Source organism: Sulfitobacter sediminis (assembly GCF_040811725.1).
GTDB classification, from domain to species: Bacteria; Pseudomonadota; Alphaproteobacteria; order Rhodobacterales; family Rhodobacteraceae; genus Sulfitobacter; species Sulfitobacter sediminis.
Window position 1 is genome coordinate 21,874 of record NZ_JBFNXX010000014.1, and the last position, 17,894, is coordinate 39,767.

16 protein-coding genes and 1 pseudogene are annotated in these 17,894 nt (G+C 63.1%); 15 read left to right on the top strand and 2 right to left on the bottom strand.

Annotation, left to right across the window (positions count from 1 at the left end; all coding sequences use genetic code 11):
• Window positions 1–41: 41 nt before the first annotated feature.
• From AB2B41_RS23885 to AB2B41_RS16805, 5 genes and pseudogenes are all read left to right on the top strand, one after another.
• Window positions 42–622, top strand: a pseudogene (locus AB2B41_RS23885) (DDE-type integrase/transposase/recombinase); the annotation flags it as partial.
• 244 nt (window positions 623–866) lie between these two features.
• Window positions 867–1,184 carry a cupin domain-containing protein gene (locus AB2B41_RS16790; protein ID WP_367878972.1) on the top strand — a complete coding sequence of 106 codons (318 nt, stop codon included), beginning with the start codon at window positions 867–869 and terminating at the stop codon, window positions 1,182–1,184.
• A 130-nt stretch (window positions 1,185–1,314) separates the two neighbouring features.
• A complete protein-coding gene (locus AB2B41_RS16795; RefSeq protein ID WP_367878973.1) occupies window positions 1,315–2,277 on the top strand; it encodes an AraC-like ligand-binding domain-containing protein in 963 nt (320 codons plus the stop codon).
• A 100-nt stretch (window positions 2,278–2,377) separates the two neighbouring features.
• Complete coding sequence (locus AB2B41_RS16800; RefSeq protein WP_367878974.1) at window positions 2,378–4,405, top strand: hydantoinase/oxoprolinase family protein; 2,028 nt, start codon at window positions 2,378–2,380, stop codon at window positions 4,403–4,405.
• Between the two features lie 3 nt (window positions 4,406–4,408).
• The gene (locus tag AB2B41_RS16805; protein WP_367878975.1) at window positions 4,409–6,370 is read left to right on the top strand and encodes a hydantoinase B/oxoprolinase family protein; all 1,962 of its coding nucleotides are present in this window, start codon (window positions 4,409–4,411) and stop codon (window positions 6,368–6,370) included.
• A 32-nt stretch (window positions 6,371–6,402) separates the two neighbouring features.
• On the opposite strand, the gene AB2B41_RS16810 is transcribed toward AB2B41_RS16805, so the two are convergent.
• Window positions 6,403–7,326, bottom strand: coding sequence for a LysR family transcriptional regulator (locus tag AB2B41_RS16810; RefSeq protein ID WP_367878976.1), 924 nt, complete (start codon window positions 7,324–7,326; stop codon window positions 6,403–6,405).
• A 135-nt stretch (window positions 7,327–7,461) separates the two neighbouring features.
• Here AB2B41_RS16810 and pxpA point away from each other — a divergent pair, with 135 nt between their 5' ends.
• The 6 genes from pxpA to AB2B41_RS16840 all read left to right on the top strand — a co-directional run bounded on the left by pxpA (window position 7,462) and on the right by AB2B41_RS16840 (window position 13,076).
• Entirely contained in the window at window positions 7,462–8,232 is a 771-nt protein-coding gene (gene pxpA, locus AB2B41_RS16815; protein WP_367878977.1) for a 5-oxoprolinase subunit PxpA, read from the top strand.
• Between the two features lie 41 nt (window positions 8,233–8,273).
• A complete protein-coding gene (locus AB2B41_RS16820; protein ID WP_367878978.1) occupies window positions 8,274–8,510 on the top strand; it encodes an acetyl-CoA carboxylase in 237 nt (78 codons plus the stop codon).
• Between the two features lie 6 nt (window positions 8,511–8,516).
• Complete coding sequence (locus AB2B41_RS16825) at window positions 8,517–9,875, top strand: acetyl-CoA carboxylase biotin carboxylase subunit (protein WP_367879052.1); 1,359 nt, start codon at window positions 8,517–8,519, stop codon at window positions 9,873–9,875.
• A gap of 84 nt (window positions 9,876–9,959) precedes the next feature.
• Window positions 9,960–10,835 carry a 5-oxoprolinase subunit B family protein gene (locus tag AB2B41_RS16830; RefSeq protein ID WP_367878979.1) on the top strand — a complete coding sequence of 292 codons (876 nt, stop codon included), beginning with the start codon at window positions 9,960–9,962 and terminating at the stop codon, window positions 10,833–10,835.
• Complete coding sequence (locus AB2B41_RS16835) at window positions 10,825–11,796, top strand: 5-oxoprolinase subunit C family protein (RefSeq protein WP_367878980.1); 972 nt, start codon at window positions 10,825–10,827, stop codon at window positions 11,794–11,796. Before AB2B41_RS16830 ends, AB2B41_RS16835 begins: the two co-directional genes overlap by 11 nt.
• Window positions 11,796–13,076, top strand: coding sequence for an ABC transporter substrate-binding protein (locus AB2B41_RS16840; RefSeq protein WP_367878981.1), 1,281 nt, complete (start codon window positions 11,796–11,798; stop codon window positions 13,074–13,076). The genes AB2B41_RS16835 and AB2B41_RS16840 overlap by 1 nt, the downstream gene beginning before the upstream one ends.
• On the opposite strand, the gene AB2B41_RS16845 is transcribed toward AB2B41_RS16840, so the two are convergent.
• The gene (locus tag AB2B41_RS16845) at window positions 13,012–14,028 is read right to left on the bottom strand and encodes a GntR family transcriptional regulator (protein ID WP_367878982.1); all 1,017 of its coding nucleotides are present in this window, start codon (window positions 14,026–14,028) and stop codon (window positions 13,012–13,014) included. The two genes, AB2B41_RS16840 and AB2B41_RS16845, sit on opposite strands and share 65 nt — an antisense overlap.
• Window positions 14,029–14,268: 240 nt before the next feature.
• On the opposite strand from AB2B41_RS16845, the gene AB2B41_RS16850 reads away from it, so the two are divergent.
• Genes AB2B41_RS16850 through AB2B41_RS16865 form a run of 4 tightly spaced genes read left to right on the top strand, consistent with a single transcriptional unit; the run spans window position 14,269 to window position 17,889 of the window.
• Entirely contained in the window at window positions 14,269–15,366 is a 1,098-nt protein-coding gene (locus AB2B41_RS16850) for an ABC transporter ATP-binding protein (RefSeq protein ID WP_367878983.1), read from the top strand.
• Window positions 15,363–16,274, top strand: a complete 912-nt coding sequence (locus AB2B41_RS16855; RefSeq protein WP_367878984.1) for an ABC transporter permease — start codon at window positions 15,363–15,365, stop codon at window positions 16,272–16,274. The genes AB2B41_RS16850 and AB2B41_RS16855 overlap by 4 nt, the downstream gene beginning before the upstream one ends.
• Before the next feature lie 14 nt (window positions 16,275–16,288).
• A complete protein-coding gene (locus AB2B41_RS16860; RefSeq protein ID WP_367878985.1) occupies window positions 16,289–17,140 on the top strand; it encodes an ABC transporter permease in 852 nt (283 codons plus the stop codon).
• The gene (locus AB2B41_RS16865) at window positions 17,140–17,889 is read left to right on the top strand and encodes an SDR family NAD(P)-dependent oxidoreductase (protein WP_367878986.1); all 750 of its coding nucleotides are present in this window, start codon (window positions 17,140–17,142) and stop codon (window positions 17,887–17,889) included. The genes AB2B41_RS16860 and AB2B41_RS16865 overlap by 1 nt, the downstream gene beginning before the upstream one ends.
• The last annotated feature ends 5 nt before the right edge of the window (window positions 17,890–17,894 follow it).

Genomic DNA, 17,894 nt, shown 5'->3' on the forward strand with positions numbered 1-17,894 from the left:
TGCCTGCTTTTTTCGGTAGGTCGCTCTGAGAAGTGCAGGTGCGGGGCATCGACGTCAGCCATGAAACTTTCCGCTTCTGGTGGAAGCGCTTCGGGTCGATGTTCGCATACGAGATCCGGCGCAGGCGGGTTCAACAGTTGCGTGCTTTCTCTCGATGGCAGTGGCATATCGACGTGCTTTTCGTGAAGATCAATGGTGAACGTCATTACCTCTGGCGAGCTGTCGAGAACTAAGGCGAAGTCCTGCAGAGCGTCGTGACGAGGCGAAGAAACAAGTGTGCCAAATTGAAAATGCTGAGGAAATTGGTGCGTCGGTACGGGCGACCCGAGATTCTGTTCACTGAACGATTCCCTTCCTGCAAGGCTGCGCTTCTGGAAACCGGCTGCGCCGATCTGCCGGCATGTGGCCGTTGGCTCAACAACAGGGTTGAGAGCGCGCATTTGCCATTTCGACAACGCGAACGGGCGAGGCAGAGATTTCGCCGCATGCGAATTTTGCAGAAATTCGTTTCCGTTCACGCCTTCATCTTCAACCATTTCAACCGGCACCGTAGCTTCTCGAAAAAAGACCTCTCCAAGCGAGACGTTCCGCCCCCCTGGCCGAGTGGTGCGGTCTCTGCGCGGCAAGACGGACAGCGTTACTGTCCTTGTGGAGATTGGTTCGCATTCGTCTGACAGTACCGCCAGATCAGCCAGAAGCAGTTCTTGTTTGATCCGAGCATGGTTCGGGGGGCTGACGGGCCCTGGCTGACCGGAGACCATTCATGTGATGCTTTGCCTTGGCAAAGGACTTTGCCTGATGCGGGGGCTGGTGCTAGCCTGCCCAAGACGCGAGTTGATCGCGAACGCAGGAGAGGTGGGGGAGCTATGTGCGCGAATGCCTTGGGTGGGGCCGCGGTGCCGACGGTGCTGATTGACAACGCGCGGACGCGGGTCACGGAATGGCGGTTTGCCGAGCGGGGCGACAACACCGGATGGCATCGGCATGAATACGATTATCTGGTCGTGCCCCTGCAGGACGGGGTGCTCGAGATATCGGATGGCGCGGGGAACATCACGCAGGCGCATCTGCAGAAGGGCGTGCCCTATTACCGTGAGCTTGGCGTCGAGCATGACGTGATCAACGCCAACGATGGTGCCTTTGCTTTTGTCGAGGTTGAGTTCCTGGAGGCACGCAGGGGCTGAGCGGCGCCAGAGCGCCGGTGGGAAAAATTTGGTGCGCATTCCGACAAGAAAGAAGCGGGAGGCCGGGTAGTATAGATGCAACTGGCAGACGGGGGTTCTGACGGGGCCGCCGCCATGACGGAGTGATGAGATGTATTTTTCCACCGGAGACTGCGCGGCGGAGGACAAGAACCGCGTCTGGGCGGAGACGCTGTCCAGAACGTACTTCCCGCTCTCCGCCGAATGTCACAACACGGCCGAGTTCCGGGGCGAGTTGAGATCGTGGTCGCTGGGTATTCTCGGGCTGTCCGACATGGAATGCGACGGGGTGCTCTATCACCGCAGGCGCACGGATTTCGCCAATGAAAAGGACAGCAGCCTGCTGATCACGATCCCGCATCGGGGAGATGTGCATTTCAAGCAGGCGGCGCGCAGTACGAAATGCAGCCCTGGCGGCTTTCTCGTGGAGCGGGGCGACATGCCCTACGAGTTCTGGCACGCGCGGCGCAACAAGCTGTGGGTGCTGAAGGTGCCCACCGCCAGCGTGCGGGCGCGGCTGGGCGCCACGGACCGGCTGGGGGCGCTGACCTTTGATGCGACAAGCGGGGTGGGGGCCTACTTCGCCGGTGCAGTGCGCAACACCATCGACAATATCGATGTCATCCCAGATGCGGCGCGCGAGCTTGCCGGGCAGCAGTTGCTGGAGCTTCTGTGTCTGGCGATGCGCAGTGATGACCGCCTCCTCAGCAGCGCGTCCTCCACCATCCGCTCGGCGCATCTGCAGCGGGCCGAGCAGTTCATCCGGGACAATCTGAAGAACCCGCGGCTGTCCTCTGAACTGGTCGCGGAATCCTGCGGGATCTCGCAGCGCTACCTGCAGCAGCTTTTTGCGGAGAACGACCTGTCGGTGATCGGCTACATCCGCGATGAGCGGCTGACCCGCTGCGACGAGGCGCTGAAGGCCGCCAACGATACCTCGAGCGTGGCCAGCATCGCGCTGGAGTGGGGGTTCTACGACCAGGCGCAGTTCTGCAAGCATTACAAGAAACGGTTCGGCTGCACGCCGACCGATACCCGGCGGCAGAGCCGGGGTGAGACGAAAAGGGAGCATTGATTTCTCGCGCGCGGCGGTTCGCGCGCGCATTGGCAAACCACAAAAAGACGCGTCTCGCCCGGTGACGGGACGGGCGCGCATTCAGCAACAGGAACGGAACATGACCAAGACACGCGTTGCAGTCGATGTCGGTGGCACCTTCACCGACGTATGCATCATGGATGAAGACACCGGCCAAATTCGTATCGAAAAGACACCGTCCACCCCGGATGACCCGATGCGGGCGATCCTGACGGGGGTCGATGACGCGAAGGTCGATCTGGCGGATGTGACGATGTTCTCGCACGGAACGACCGTGGCGACGAACGCGCTGATCACCCGGCGCCTGCCGCGGACGGCGATGGTCTGTACCGAAGGCTTCCGCGACGTGGTGGAAATCCGGCGCTCCAACAAGGAGGACCTTTGGGACACCTACAAGGATGTGGCCAAACCCTACATTCCGCGCCGTGACCGGCTGACCGTGAAGGAGCGCGTGGATGCGGCGGGCAAGATGCTGCAGGAACTCGATGAGGCGGACGCCCGGCGGGTGGCGGAGATACTGAAGAAGCGCGAGGTCAAGGCCATCGCGGTGTGTTTCATCAACTCCTACGCCAATGCCAAGAATGAAATCCGCATGAAGGAAATCCTTCAGGAGGTCATGCCGGACGTGAACATCTCGATCTCGTCGCAGATCATGCCGGAGATATTCGAGCATGAGCGGTTCTCGACGACGATGGTGAACGCGGCGGTGTCGCCGGTGGTAGTCGACTATGTCTCGCGGCTGAACGACAAGCTGTCAGAGGGGGGGTACACCCGCGACCTGCTGCTGCTGCATTCGGGTGGGGGCGTGATGACGCCGGCGAGTGTCAAGGATTTCGCCGCGCGTCTCGCAGGATCGGGTATCGCGGCGGGGGCCATTGCCAGCCGGTTCATCGGCAACCTCTGCGGCTATCCCAATTCCATCGGCTTCGACATGGGCGGGACCAGTACGGACGTATCGCTGGCCTACCAGGGAAATTCGACGGTGACCAAGGACTGGTACATCGAATTCGGCTACCCGATCCGGTTCCCCTCCATCGAGGTGATGACCATCGGCGCGGGCGGCGGCTCGCTCGCCTGGCAGGACGAGGGCGGCAGTTTGCGCAACGGGCCGCAGTCGGCAGGGGCCAATCCGGGGCCTGCCTGCTACGGCAACGGCAACGAGGTGGCGACGAACAGCGACGCGAACCTCGTTCTGGGGCGCCTTGGTACATCGCTGGCGGGCGGGGACATCACGCTGGATGCGGCACTCGCCGAGAAGGCCGTCAGGGAGACGGTGGCCGAACCTTTCGGGATGGAGCTGCACGAGGCGGCGGAGGCGGTCATCGACGTGGCCAATGCCAACATGGCCAACGCCGTGCGACTTTTGTCCATCGCGCGGGGGCATGACCCGCGCGACTTTGCACTGATCGCCTTTGGCGGGGCAGGGGCGCTGCATGGTGCGGCGGTGGCGAAAGAGCTGTCGATCCCTGTTGTGATCGTGCCGCCGAACCCCGGCGTGACCTCGGCGATGGGCTGCCTGCTGGTCGATATCCAGCACGACTTTTCCGACAGTTTCATGGCCGACGCGGCCTCGACCAGGCCCGAGGATCTCGAAGAGGCCTTCCAGCGCATCGAGAAAGAGGCGGTGGAGCGGCTGCGCCACGAGGATGTGGGGCCGGAGGATACCGTGCTGCAGCGCACGATCGAGATGATGTACATGGGCCAATGGCGCTCGCTCTCCGTTCCGGCACCGGCCAAGATCACCAGTACCGGCGACCTGATCGAGGCCTTCCATGCCCAGCACGAGCGGGAGTACAACTTCCGCCGGGACGAGGCGCCGGTCAGCATCTTCCGTGTGGCGGTCAAGGCGACGGGCGTGGTGCCCAAGGCCGACTTCCCCTCATTCGAAGTCAAGCAGCACACGCCGGAGGCACAGGGCACGCGCGAGGTCTGGTTCGATGGGAAGGGCCACAAAACGAATGTCTACGACCGTGCGCTTTTCAAGGCGGGGGCGGAGCTGACCGGGCCTGCGATCATCGAGCAGGTGGATTCGACGACCGTCGTGCCGCCGGGATCGAAGGCCTCTGTCGATCAGTACATGAACATCCACATCCGCGTGAAGGACTGAGCCATGAACACCACCAAGCAACAGGAGCTGGACCCGGTCACTTTCGAGGTTCTCAAGAACTCCTTCATCACCTCGGTCGACCAGATGGCCGAACAGATGCTGCGCACCTGCTATTCCTTCGTGATCTACAACCGGGATTTCTCGAACGCGCTGCACGATGCCGACGGCAATTGCGTGGCCCAGGGGAACGCCGATATCGCGGTGCACGTCGGCACGCTGCATTACACCTGCAAGGACGTGATCCGCGTCTTCGAGGGGGATATGTATCCGGGCGACGTCTATGCGATCAACGACCCTTACGCGGGCGGGACGCACTTCAGCGACGTGCGCCTGATCCGGCCGATCTTTGATGAGGAAACCCTGATCGGGTTCTCGCAGTCGAACGGCCACTGGTCCGACCTCGGCGGCTCTGTCCCCGGCTCGTTCAACGTGGCCGCCCACGAGATGTTCGGCGAGGCGGTGCGCATCACGCCCATCCGGCTGTTCCACAAGGGCAAGTTCTGTTCGGACGTCGCGAACATGATCGCGGCGAACACCCGCGATCCCGGCTCGATCATCGGGGATATCCATTCCCAGGCCCAGGCCACGCAGGTGGCCGAGCGCGAGATTCAGCGGCTGGTCGCCAAGTACGGGCGCGGGCAGGTGTTGCAGGGCATGAACGAGGTGCAGGACTACGTCGAACGCGCCGTGCGCCAGCGCATCGCGGCCCTGCCGGACGGCACCTGGGAGGCGGTCGACTACATCGACCGCGATCCCGGTGGCGGGGAGGGCATGATCCCAATCCACGTCAAGATGACGATCAAGGGCGACCAGATCGTCTATGATTTCGAGGGCAGCCATCCGACGATCTCTTCGATCTACAACTCGGCGCACGGGGCGACATTCTCAGCCGTGGTGGCGGGGATGAAGACCTTCTTTCCGGATCTGCCGCTCAACAGCGGGTTCTACCGCATGGTCGAGATCAAGGCTCCGAAGGGGTCGGTGGTGAGCGCGGAATGGCCGGTGGCCGTGACCGGTTTCCTGATGCCCTTCGAGAAGATCATGAACGCGATTTTCGAGATGTGGTCCAAGATCATGCCGGAGCGGGCCATCGCCTGTGCCTTCAACCTCGAATACCTGCTGGCGGGCGGCAACGACCTGCGCAAGCCGGAAAAGCCCATTTACATGTTTTACGAATGGCTCCCCGGTGGCTGGGGCGGGCGCAACGGCAAGGACGGCAGCGACGTGACCACCGCCTGCTTTGGCACCGGCCTGATGTCTCAGCCCTCGGAGGGGAACGAACGGGTCAATCCGACACGGGCGGACGAATTCCAGATCAAGCAGGACAGCCCCGGACCGGGCAAATGGCGCGGCGGCGCGGGGGTGATCAAGGGATCGACCCTGCTGGAGGCGGAAAACACTGTGATCTCCTACATCTGCGACCGGGAAAGGGCCGTGGTCTGGGGAATCGAGGGTGGATTGCCGTCGATGCCGCACGGGCTCATGATCGAGCATTCCGATACGGGCGAGGAGAAATGGCTCGGCTCGGTCTTTTCCAACTACAAGATCAAGAGCGGGGATCGGTTCACCCGGCCCACGGCGGGCGGCGGCGGCTTTGGCGATCCGCTGGAGCGCGATCCGAAGGCCGTGCTGGAAGACGTCATCGACGAATACGTCTCGGTGGACCGTGCCGAAAAGGACTACGGCGTGGTGATCGAGGTGGTCGATGCGGACATGCTCGACTACCGTATCGACGCGGCGGCGACCGAGAAGGCGCGCGCGCACATCCGGGCGCATCGCAAGGACTGGGCGCGGATGGACCCCGCGAAGGTCTCGCAAATGTACAAGGATGGCGAGATCGACGAGATGGACGCGGTACGTCGCTATGCGGTGGTGCTTGATTGGGGGACGGGGGAGCTGATGCCGAATTCGACGCAACAGTTCCGCGAGAGCTTCGAGAGCCGGTCAGTGGCGCACTGGAGTTGATGCAAGGTCCCTGCGGGCATTTCCGAGGTAACTCAGGGTGCCCGCAGTGCCCCCAGTGCGCTCTGCGGTGTGCCGAAGAGGCCGCGGAAGTAGTCGCGGAAGGCGGTCATCACCGGGGTGAAGGTCGCGTCCTTGCGCCAGACGAGGCCCACGTCCATGGGCGGGATGTCCACGCGCAGGTCCGCCACCTCGATCCTGCGTCCCTCCAGCGACCAGGGGCGGTAGACCATGTCGGACAGGATCGACACGCCCTGACCGTTGGCGACCATGCTGCGCACCGCTTCGATGGAGGAGGTGCGCAGAACGACGTTGGGATGCGAGGTGCTATGGCCCCAGTACCGCATGGCCGTATGGGCAGCCTCGTCTACGGTAAGCATCACATAGGGCTCTTCCGCCACATCCTTGAGGTCCAGGTCTTCCCGCCCCGCAAAGCGGTGGCGCGGCGGCAACCACAGCCTGCGCGGCGAACTGAGCAGCGTTTCCTTCGCCAGATCGGGGTTGGAGATGTTCGACGTGAGCGCCACGGCGATTTCGATGCGGCCTTCGAGCAGGGCTGTCTCAAGCGTCTGCCGAGTCATCTCGGCGACCTTGAGCGTCACATCGGGCATGACCCGGCCCAGACGTTCGAGGTGGACGGGCAGGAAGTAGCCGATCACAGTGTAAGTGGCCGCGAGGCTCAGCTCACCTTGCAGGCCGACGGTATCCGAGGTGCGCAGGCTCTCCTCGACCTTGGCGACGATTTCGTAACCGGAGGCGAGAAACCGGCGGCCCGCCTCTGTCAGGGTCATGCCATGGGCGGAACGGATGAATAGCTGCGCGCCCAGGACTGCCTCCAATTCGCGCACGGCGGCGGTGACGGCAGACTGGGAGACCGACAATTCGATGGCGGCGCGGCTGACCTGGCCGAGTTCGGCTGTCGCGATAAAGTACTTCAGGTGCCGTAGGTTATAGGACAATGCTGATCTTCTCCGAACGCGGCTTTGTGACAAATATCAGAAAAACTGATATCACAACCACAGAAAAAAGAACTTTTTATTCCTTTGAATCGGCTGCACGTTACCCGGGGTTAGGCATTCACTGGGGGTAGTGGGATGTATCGTTCGACGGTCGATCTGAATTGCGACATGGGTGAGGGCTTTGGCCACTGGAGCTACGGCGACGCGCCGGACTCGGCGCTGATGCCGCTCATCAGTTCGGCCAACGTGGCAACCGGGTATCACGCGGGCGATCCCAACCAGATGGATGCAGTCGCCAAGATGGCAGCTGAGCATGGCGTCGGTCTTGGCGCGCATCCGGGCTATCAGGATTTGCAGGGGTTCGGGCGGCGTACCATCGCGGCACGGCCCGAGGAGCTGGTGAACGACATCATCTACCAGACCGGCGCGATGCGCGAATTCGGCAAGCGCCACGGTATCCCGCTGCAGCATGTAAAGCCGCATGGCGCGCTTTACATGACGGCGGCATCCGATCCCGAATTGTCCCGCCAGCTGGTCGAGGCGCTGCAAAAGACGGGTCCCGAGCTGTTTCTCTACTGCATGTCCGTGTCCGAGACCTACCGCATCGCGACCGAGGCGGGGCAGCCGGTGATCCGGGAGTTCTACGCCGACCGCGACTACGACAACTCCGGCTCCATCGTCTTTGCCCGCAAGATGCGCAAGCTCGATCCACAGGAGGTGGCAGACAAGTGCCTGCGCGCTTGCAAGGAAGGCAAGGTCACCACGGTCGATGGGGATGATATCGAGATTCCCTTCGAGTCGATCTGCTTTCACTCCGACACGCCCGGCGCGCTCGCCATCGGTACCGCCATTCGCGACACGCTTGTCGCCAACGGGGTGACCATCGCCCCGCCAAGCGCGGGCTGAGCGCCGCTGCCGCCATTTTTTCAGAAAGAAGGAACGACACAGTGTCCAAGCAAATCCAATCGCCGTTGCCCGGCACCTTTTATCGCAAACCCGCGCCCGACCAGCCGCCATTTGTTGAAGATGGCGGCGATATCAACGCGGGCGACACAATCGGGCTGGTCGAGGTCATGAAGACCTTTCACGAGGTCAAGGCCGAGGTCAGTGGCAGCAACGCCCGCTTCTCGGTGGGGGACGAAGAGCCGGTGACAGCAGGTGCGGTGCTGGTGGAGCTCGACTGAATGGACCTGAGCGGCAAGACATTGTTCATCGCCAACCGGGGCGAGATCGCAGTCAGGGTGAACCGCGCGGCCAAGGCGCTGGGGATGACCGTCGTGCAGGCGCATTCGGAAGCGGATACGGACATGCTGGCGGTCCGCCTTGCCGACCGCGCGGTCGATATCGGCCCGGCCGCCGCGACGAAATCCTACCTCGACGTCGATAAGGTGGTCGCCGCCGCCAAGGACGCGGGCGCCGACGCCGTTCATCCCGGTTACGGATTTCTGTCCGAGAACGCGCGATTTGCCCGCGCGGTGGCGGATGCGGGGATGATCTTTGTCGGGCCGGACGCCGACACGATCTCGCGCATGGGCGACAAGGTGGCCGCGCGGGATGCGGCGATTGCGGCGGGTGTGCCGATTGCGCCGGGCAGCAAGGGGGCGATTGCTTCGGTCGATGACGCTTTGAAGGTCGCCGGGGAGATTGGCTATCCGGTGATGATCAAGGCCTCCGCCGGGGGCGGGGGGCGTGGCATTCGGGTCGCGAACAGCGACGATGAGCTTGCCAAGCTGATCCCGCAGGCAAGCTCGGAGGCGAAAGCGGCCTTCGGGGACGGCGCGCTCTATATCGAGCGGATGGTCACCGACGCCCGCCATGTCGAGGTGCAGATCATGGGTGACGGCACCCGCGCGGTGCATCTTTTCGAGCGGGAATGCTCGCTCCAGCGCCGCCGCCAGAAGGTCTGGGAGGAAGCGCCCTGCGCCGAGCTGTCGCAATCCGCACGCGATCACGTCTGCGCGGCCTCGGTGCGGCTGGCGGAGGCCGTGAATTACCGTGGCGCGGGGACGCTGGAGTTCCTCTACGAGCCTGCGCGCGATGAATTCTACTTCATGGAGATGAACACCCGCATCCAGGTGGAACATCCCGTCACCGAGATGATCACCGGCGTTGACCTTGTGCAGGAGATGATCCGGGTCTGTTTCGGCGCGCCGCTGTCCATCGAACAGGACGCACTCGACATCAATGGCCACGCCATCGAGGTGCGTGTGAACGCCGAGGATGCGGCGAACAACTTCATGCCGTTTCCCGGCGTGACCGGGGCCATGCATGTGCCCGAGGACGTGCGCTTCGATACGATGCTCTTCGAGGGTTACGCGATCCCGCCTTTCTACGACTCGCTTCTGGGCAAGCTGATCGTGCACGCCGAGGACCGCCCTGCGGCATTGGCAAAGCTGCGCCGCGCCCTTGAGACGATGAAGCTTGAGGGGCTCAAGACGACGCTGCCGCTGTTCAAGGCATTGGCGAACGATCCCACGGTGATCGCGGGAGAGGCGAACACCGCCTACCTCGAGAAATGGCTGGAAACAGCCGAGATCGAGCCCGCGTGAAGCGGGCTCTGTTCTGAACACCGGTCCTGCGAAAGGGCCAGACAGACCCAAAGGCCGCGCCGGCGGCAAGGAGGCAAGCACACGATGAAGACCAGATATTCATTCGGCGGCGACGAGCACATCTTCGTCGAAGTGGACGAGGAGATGTCGCTCGACGCGTTCTTCAAGTCGCTCTCGATGACGAACGCCGTGCGCGACAGCAAGATCAAGGGCGTGACCGAGATTTGCCCCGCGAACGCGTCGTTCCAGATCAAGTTCGACCCCGACCAAATCGCACCCGACGACATGCTGGCAGAGCTGAAAAAGCTCGAAGGGGCGGCGGAGAACGCTGAGAAAAGCATCACCACGCGGATCATCGAGATCCCCGTCTACTATCAGGACCCCTGGACCCACGAGACGCTGATGCGCTTCCGCGAGCGGCATCAGGACCCGAACGGGACCGATCTCGACTACGCGGCCCGTATCAACGGTTTCGACAGCGCCGAGGCGTTCATCGAGGCGCATCACTCGAACCCATGGTTCGTGTCGATGGTGGGCTTCGTCTCGGGCCTGCCCTTCCTTTACCAGCTGGTGGAGCGCGAACGGCAGTTGCAGGTGCCCAAGTACCTGCGGCCCCGCACCGATACGCCCAAGCTGACGGTGGGCTACGGTGGCTGTTTCTCCTGCATCTACTCGGTGCGTGGGGCAGGGGGCTACCAGATGTTCGGGATCACGCCGATGCCGATCTACGATCCGGAGCAAAAGATCAGCTACCTCAAGGACTTCATGGTCTTCTTCAAGCCCGGTGACATCGTGAAATGGAATCCCATCGGGCGCGAGGAATACGACCGGATCGTCGCCGAGGTGGAGGCGGGCACCTACACCCCCAAGATCGTCGAGGTGGATTTCGACCTGGATGCCTGGAACGCGGATGTGGACGGCAACAATGCCAAGCTGATGGAGGCGCTCAATGCCGGTTAACGTCATCAAACCCGGTCTTCTGACCACCATTCAGGACATGGGCCGCCCCGGTTATTTTCACCTCGGCATCCCCATCGGCGGCGCGATGGACCGCATGGCGCTGCGCACGGCGAACCTCCTTGTCGGCAACGATGAAGGCGCGGCGGGGCTTGAGGCAGTCTTCATGGGGCCGGAGCTGGAATTCACCGAGGATGCTACCGTCGCCGTAACCGGTGCCGAACTGCCCATCTTCATCGACGACGAGGAACAGCCGGGCTGGACCGCCTTGCAAGTGAAGGCGGGGCAGAAGCTGGGCTTCGGCTATCTCAAGGCGGGCGCACGGGCCTATATTGCCATCTCCGGGGGCATCGACACGCCACCCGCGCTGGGCTCGCGTTCTACCTATGCGATCGGTGCGCTGGGCGGGGTCGAGGGGCGCGCCATCGCGGCGAACGACAGCCTGCCGCTGGGCAAGGGGGGTGGCAGGAAGGTTGGGGCAACCGTCTCAGCCGATCTGCGCCGCAATCCCGGCAGCCCGGTGGAATTGCGCGTCTTGCCCGGCCTTTATTGGCACCGGATCACCGAGAAGGCGCAGAAGGGGTTCTTCGACGACGAGTGGAAGGTTGCGCCCGAGGCTGACCGCATGGGCTATCGCTTCCGCGGGGGCAATCCGCTGGAGTTCGTGGAGCGCGAACAGCCCTTCGGGGCGGGCTCGGACCCGTCGAACATCGTGGACGGCTGCTATCCCTATGGCTCCGTGCAGGTGCCGGGCGGTACAGAGCCCATCGTGCTGCACCGTGACGCCGTGTCTGGCGGCGGGTATTTCATGATCGGCACGGTGATCTCGGCCGACATGGACCTAATCGGACAGTTGCAGCCTCATACGCCGGTGAAGTTCGTCGAGGTCGACATGCCCACGGCACTTCAGGCACGGGCCGACCGGGCGGCTTTGATGGACCGCATTCGCGGTGCGCTAAGCTGATGGCGCGGGCGCGCGGCACTACGGCCATGGCAGCCCCGGCTGTTCACCGCCCGCGCGCCCCACTTCGCGTTCTGGGCACCTCGGTCACGCAGACCGGGGCGCTCCAGCGGGCCGCTGAGGAAGACCTTGGCATCAAGCTGCAGTTCATCACCCGCGACGGGACGGAGGCACAGCGGCAGGGCGCGCTGAACCCCGGCAGTTTCGATGTCTATGACCAGTGGTTTCACGACATCGACCTCATCTGGCCCACCGGCTCCATCCGATCCATCGACATCGCGCGCATCGACCGTTGGGACGAGATCAACGCGCTGCCCAAGACTGGCCGTCTGCGTCCCGATCTGCCACGGCCCGCGGGGGGTGATCCGTCGAAGCGGCTTTTCGTGCAACTCGACGGGACGCTGGGCGATACGCCCTCGGAGCGGATCAGCATGTTGCCGACCGTGCACAACGCCGACAGCTTTGCCGTCGTGGGCGTCGAGGCAGAGAGCGTCACAAGCTGGGCGGCGCTGCTTGATCCGCAGTGGCAGGGGCGTGTCGTGCTGCAGGCCGATGCGGCCATCGGGGCGCTGGACATGGCGCTTGGGCTGATGGCGCAGGGGGATTTGAGTGCATCGCACCTGGGCGATCTGACGCTGGAGGATATCGACGCGCTGACCACGCTTTTGCAGAAACGCGTCGAAGAAGGGTTTTTTGACTGTATCTGGTTCGACGAGGCGGAAGCGGTGTCGGCGTTCCAGAAGGAGGGTCCGAGGATTGGGTCGATGTGGTGGTCGGGCTTTTGCAGGCTGCGCAGCGAGGGCACCGCAGCCGCGATGGTCACGCCCAAGGAGGGCTATCGCGGCTGGTTCGGCGGGCTGGCCCTGTCATCGGTGATGGAGGCCCATGCCACCGATACCGCCTATGCCTATCTGAACTGGTGGCTTGACGGCAGGCCGGGGGCGATGATGGCGCGGTCCGGGGCATATATGGCCAACCCCGAGGCGGTGCGACCGCATCTGTCGGAAGATGAGTGGGATTTCTGGTACGATGGCAAACCAGCGCGCGGTGCCATCCAGGACGCCGAAGGGCGGGTGGTTTTCCAGGCGGGCGAGCGGCGGGAAGGCGGGGACTACCTGTCGCGCATGTCGCGCGTGCGGGTATGGGACGCTGTGATGAACGAGCACAATTACCTCGTGCGCAAGTGGGAAAACGCGATTGCGCCGATGAAGCGTCGTCTCAGGGCGTATGCCGCTGCAGGTAGCGCGGCAGGTCCGGATGCGGAAAGACGGAGATTGCTATGAGCCGTTGCCGTGTCCGTTCCGCAGACAGCCGTATATGTTCCTCCAGACTTTGCGCGGCTGCCCCATGAGAGCCGCGTATGATGAATTCGAGGATCATCTCGTGTTCGCGCAGGGCGATCCCGAAGGGGCTGGCGCCGATGTTGGCCGCAAAGATGCTGTTTACGACGAGGGCAAGCTGGGTCTGGCCGACCATGCGCAGAAGATGCGGATTGGGGCTGTTTTCCAGCAGTCGGACATGCATGTCCTGCTCAAGCGCCTCGTACGTTGCGGTACCCATCGCAGCGGGATTTTTCAGCGCGGTGTCGAGGGCCGCGCGCATGCGTTCGATCTCGCTCGAAGGGGTGAGCGGCGCGCTTTCGAGCAGCGCGAGCGGTTCGAGCTTGGCGCGGATGGCGAAGAAATGCGAGACATCGCGCGCCGTGAGCGGCCCCACCACCCAATGCGACCGCAGATCCTTGCGGACAAGGCCCCGGTCGCGAAAACGGCCCAGCAGATCGCGCACGATGTTCCGGCTGACGCCGAAATGATCGGCGGCGGCCTGTTCGTTGATGCGGTACATGCCGAAGGGCAGGGCATTGGTGAGGCTGGTCTGAAAACTGTGTGCGATAAGCTCGGCCGAGTCGGGCTTGGGTTCCTTGCGTTCCTCGGGATCAAGGCCGAGCATCGCGGAGGTCAGACGCCGCCTCTGGGGTTCGGGGCCGGTCTGGCCGCCGACGACAAAGCCGCGACCGTCGAACCGGCGAAGCTGGTTGTCATCGAGCATATGGCTGAACGCTGTCCGCACCGGCGTTCGGCTGGTTCCGAAGAGTTTCGCAACGGCCCCTTCGGTCAGGATGGTGCCTTCCGGGAGTTTGCCGCAGGCAATCGCCGCTTCGAGGACCGTCTTGATCTCGACGTAATGCGGGGCGGGCCGCGCAGGGCCTTCCTCGTGGCTCTGGCTGTGATTCTCCATGGCATTCTCGAATCGCCCGAACGGCGGTCCCCAGTTGGCTCTTTCAGATGATTACCGCACTTCGCAGACAAAAGTCATTTTTATTTGCACAAATTGTCGGCTGCATGCGCTCGTATACCGGGAAAATGCTCAAATGGTGCAGAATCCGAATAAAATTTTTGACTCTTGTGGACAATAAGCAGAATTTAGCTGGCAGATGGAGCGATCTGACTCGGCCTGAACAAAGGGGGAAGCGCCCACATGATGGAGCTTAAGAGCCTGTCGAAATCCTTTGACGGCAAGCCTGCCATCGTCGACCTGTCGCTTGCAGTGGAGGATGACGAGTATCTGACGCTGCTGGGGCCATCCGGGTCCGGCAAGACGACCTTGCTGCGGCTGATGGCGGGGCTGGACCGGCCTGATGGGGGGCAGATCCTGCTCAATGGCGAGGACGTGACCTATCGACCGACACACACGCGCGGCCTTGGCTTTGTTCAACAGAATTACGCGCTTTTCCCCCACATGACGGTAGAGGACAACGTGGGCTTCGGCCTTGTGAACCGGTTGATCGACCCCGTGACCGACGGCGCCGAGGTGCGCCGCCGCGTGGCCGAGATGCTGGAGCTTGTCGGCCTCGAGGGTCTTGGCGGGCGCATGGTGGGGCAAATTTCCGGCGGGCAGAAGCAGCGGGTCTCTCTGGCCCGCACGCTGATTACCCAACCGAAGGTTTGCCTGCTGGACGAGCCGCTCGGCGCGCTGGACGCGAACCTGCGCGAACGCATGACGATCGAGCTGCGCAAGATCCGCGAGGCGCTTGGGGTGACCTTCTTCCACGTAACCGGCAACGAGAGCGAGGCCATCGCCATGGGCGACCGGATGATCGTTCTGGATGACGGTCGTGCGGTGCAGATCGATGCGCCGGACGTGGTGTTTGACACGCCCGCCACGGTGCGCGTGGCCCGGTTCCTGAATGCGTACAACGTCTTTTCCGGCACGTCCGAGGGCGGCGTTTTCACCAGCGGCGATTTGCGGCTGCCGGTGCCGCCGGGAGTTCGGGCCGAAAGTGCCGCCGTGCACTTCGACAAGGCGGTGATCCTCAAGGGCGATGCAAAGCCGGACGAGGGCGCCGCGATCAAGGCAACCTTCGTGGCAAGCGAGTTCATGGGATCGAAGGTCGTTTATTTCTTCCGCCGCGCCAGCGGGGGCATGGTCGAGGTCGAGAGGCATCTCAGCTCTTCCGACCCTGAGGTCTTCGAGGCAGGGCAAGAAGTGACCCTGAACTGGAACGCTGCGGATACGCTGTTTTACGATGCCGACGGGGGGCTCATCCCGCCGGTCAAGGTCAAGGGAGCCGCATGATGGTCGCTGCGAATACGGAGACGACGGTAAGCCCGGCAGCACAGGCACATGGCGAAAGCTTCTGGGCCCGCAACCGGCATTACCTGCTGCTGGCACCCGGCGTGCTGTGGATGGTTCTGTTCCTGGTCGTGCCGTTGCTGATGATGGTCTACGTCAGTTTCTGGACGCAGACGACTTTTTCGATCAACTCGACGCTGACCACGAAAAGCTGGGAAACCTTCTTTGCCTCCGAGACCTATTTCGGGGCGCTGCTGCGCACGCTGCGCATCTGGCTTACAGTGCTCTTCCTGACGCTGCTGATCGGATACCCGGCAGCGCTTTTCATCGGGCAGTTCGTGCGCAACAAGACCACCCAGACGATCCTTCTGGTGGCTTGCGTCATTCCGTTCTGGACGTCCTTCCTGATCCGCGTGCTGGCCTGGCGCCCGATGCTGGGTAAGGAAGGGGCCATCAACATCCTGCTTCAAAGCGCTGGAATCATTGATCAACCGATCGAGGTGCTTCTCTTTACCGAGTTGTCGGTGATCATCGGTATGGTGCAGATTTACGTTGTCTTCATGGTCGGGCCCATCGCCTTCATGCTGGCGCGGATCGACGAGAGCCTGATCGAGGCTGCGCGTGATCTCGGCGCCTCGGCATGGACGATCTTCCGCACGATCATCTTCCCGCTCAGCCTGCCGGGTGTCGTCGTGGGCGCGATTTTTGTGTCGGTCATGGTGCTGGGCGAGTTCGCCACCGCCTCGGCGCTCTCGGGGCGCAAGGTGAACCTCTTGGGCAATATCATCGTCACGCAGGTGGGATCGCTCAAATGGGCCTTCGCTGCCGTCGTGGGCGTGATCCTGACCGTGGTCATGGCGGTCGTCATCACCGGGCTGTTGCGGGTCGTGAACCTGCGGCGCGAGCTTTAAGGAGGGTTTGACCGATGCACCAACTCCGCCCCCTTCGGTACGGACTGGCGATCTACACGGCGCTGTTCATCGCCTTTCTTTACGGTCCCTTCATCGTGATGGGCATCCTCAGCTTCCAGAAGGGTCCCGACGGGGGGCCGCAGTTCCCGATCATCGAATGGTCGACCTTCTGGTACAAGCACGTGCTGGGCTTTGCGCCCCCGTCGCGGGTCGCACCGCTGCCCATCGGCGAGGCGCTGACGCGGTCGCTGAGCCTGGCCTTTGCCACGATGGTTGTTTCGACCGTACTGGGTACCCTGACCGCGCAGGCGTTCCGGACGCGGTTCAAGGGGTCGGGGTTTGTCTTCTACCTCGTCGTGCTGGGCATGATGGTGCCGGGCGTCCTGCTGGGCCTCGGCATGGCGCTGGTCGCCGACCAGTTCGGCATCGACCGCAACTGGTGGAGCACGGCCTTCGTGCTGCACGTGGTCTATACCTATCCCTTTGCCTTCCTCGTGATGCTGGCGATCTTCAACCGGTTCGACAAATCCATCGAGGAAGCCTCCTGGGCGCTGGGCGTGCCGCCGGGCAAGACGTTCCGCAAGGTGACCTTCCCGATGATCTTTCCGGGCGTGCTGTCGGCCATGCTGTTTGCATTGACCCTCAGCTATGACGAGTTTCCGCGCACGCTGTTCACAGGCGGCTCGGACGTGACCATGCCGATTGCGATCTACGGCACCTTCGCCGTGGAAATCCACCCCAACCTCTTTGCCTTCGGGGTGCTGACAACGCTCTTCTCCTTCGCGCTGCTGGCGGTCTACGGCATCCTGATGGGGATCACCGTGCGGCGATCCCGCAAGGCCACCGGCATACAGGAGGACATCTGATGTCGGACCGCCTTGCCCATCATACGGCTATCGTGACCGGTGCGGGCAGCGGCATCGGCAAGGCGATCGCGCTGCGTCTGGCGGCCGAGGGCGCAAAGGTGACGGTGCAGGACCTCGCGCAGGACAAGGCAGAGGCGACGGTTGCGGCGATCAAGGATGCGGACGGCGAGGCCATCGCGGTCGCGGGAGACGTGAGCAAGGCGGCGGATGTGGAAAGTGCTTTTGCAGCGTGCCGTGATGCCTGGGGCGATCCGAGCCTGATGGTGAACAACGCCGGCATCGTCCACCAGGTGCGGTTCGAGGATATGGAGGACGACGACTGGGATCGCATGATCGCTGTCCACCTGCGCGGCACCTACCTGTGCAGCCGCCGGGCCATCGGACCGATGGTCGCGAAGGGAACGGGCGTGATCGTGAACATCGCCTCCCAGCTTGGCCAGATCGGCGGGGTAGAACTTGTTCATTATTCAGCCGCCAAGGCCGGCATCATCGGCATGACCAAGGCGCTGGCGCGCGAGGTCAGCGCGCAGGGTGTGCGGGTGAACGCGGTCGCACCGGGGCCCATCAACACGGAACTGGTCATGACCCTTTCCGACAAATGGCGTGCCGCCAAGGCGGCGGAATTGCCGCTGGGCCGGTTCGGTGAGCCGGAGGACGTCGCGGCGACCGTGGCGTTTCTCGCCTCGGAAGATGCGAAGATTTACGTGGGCCAGACGCTCGGGCCGAATTCCGGGGACGTGATGCTCTAGCAGGC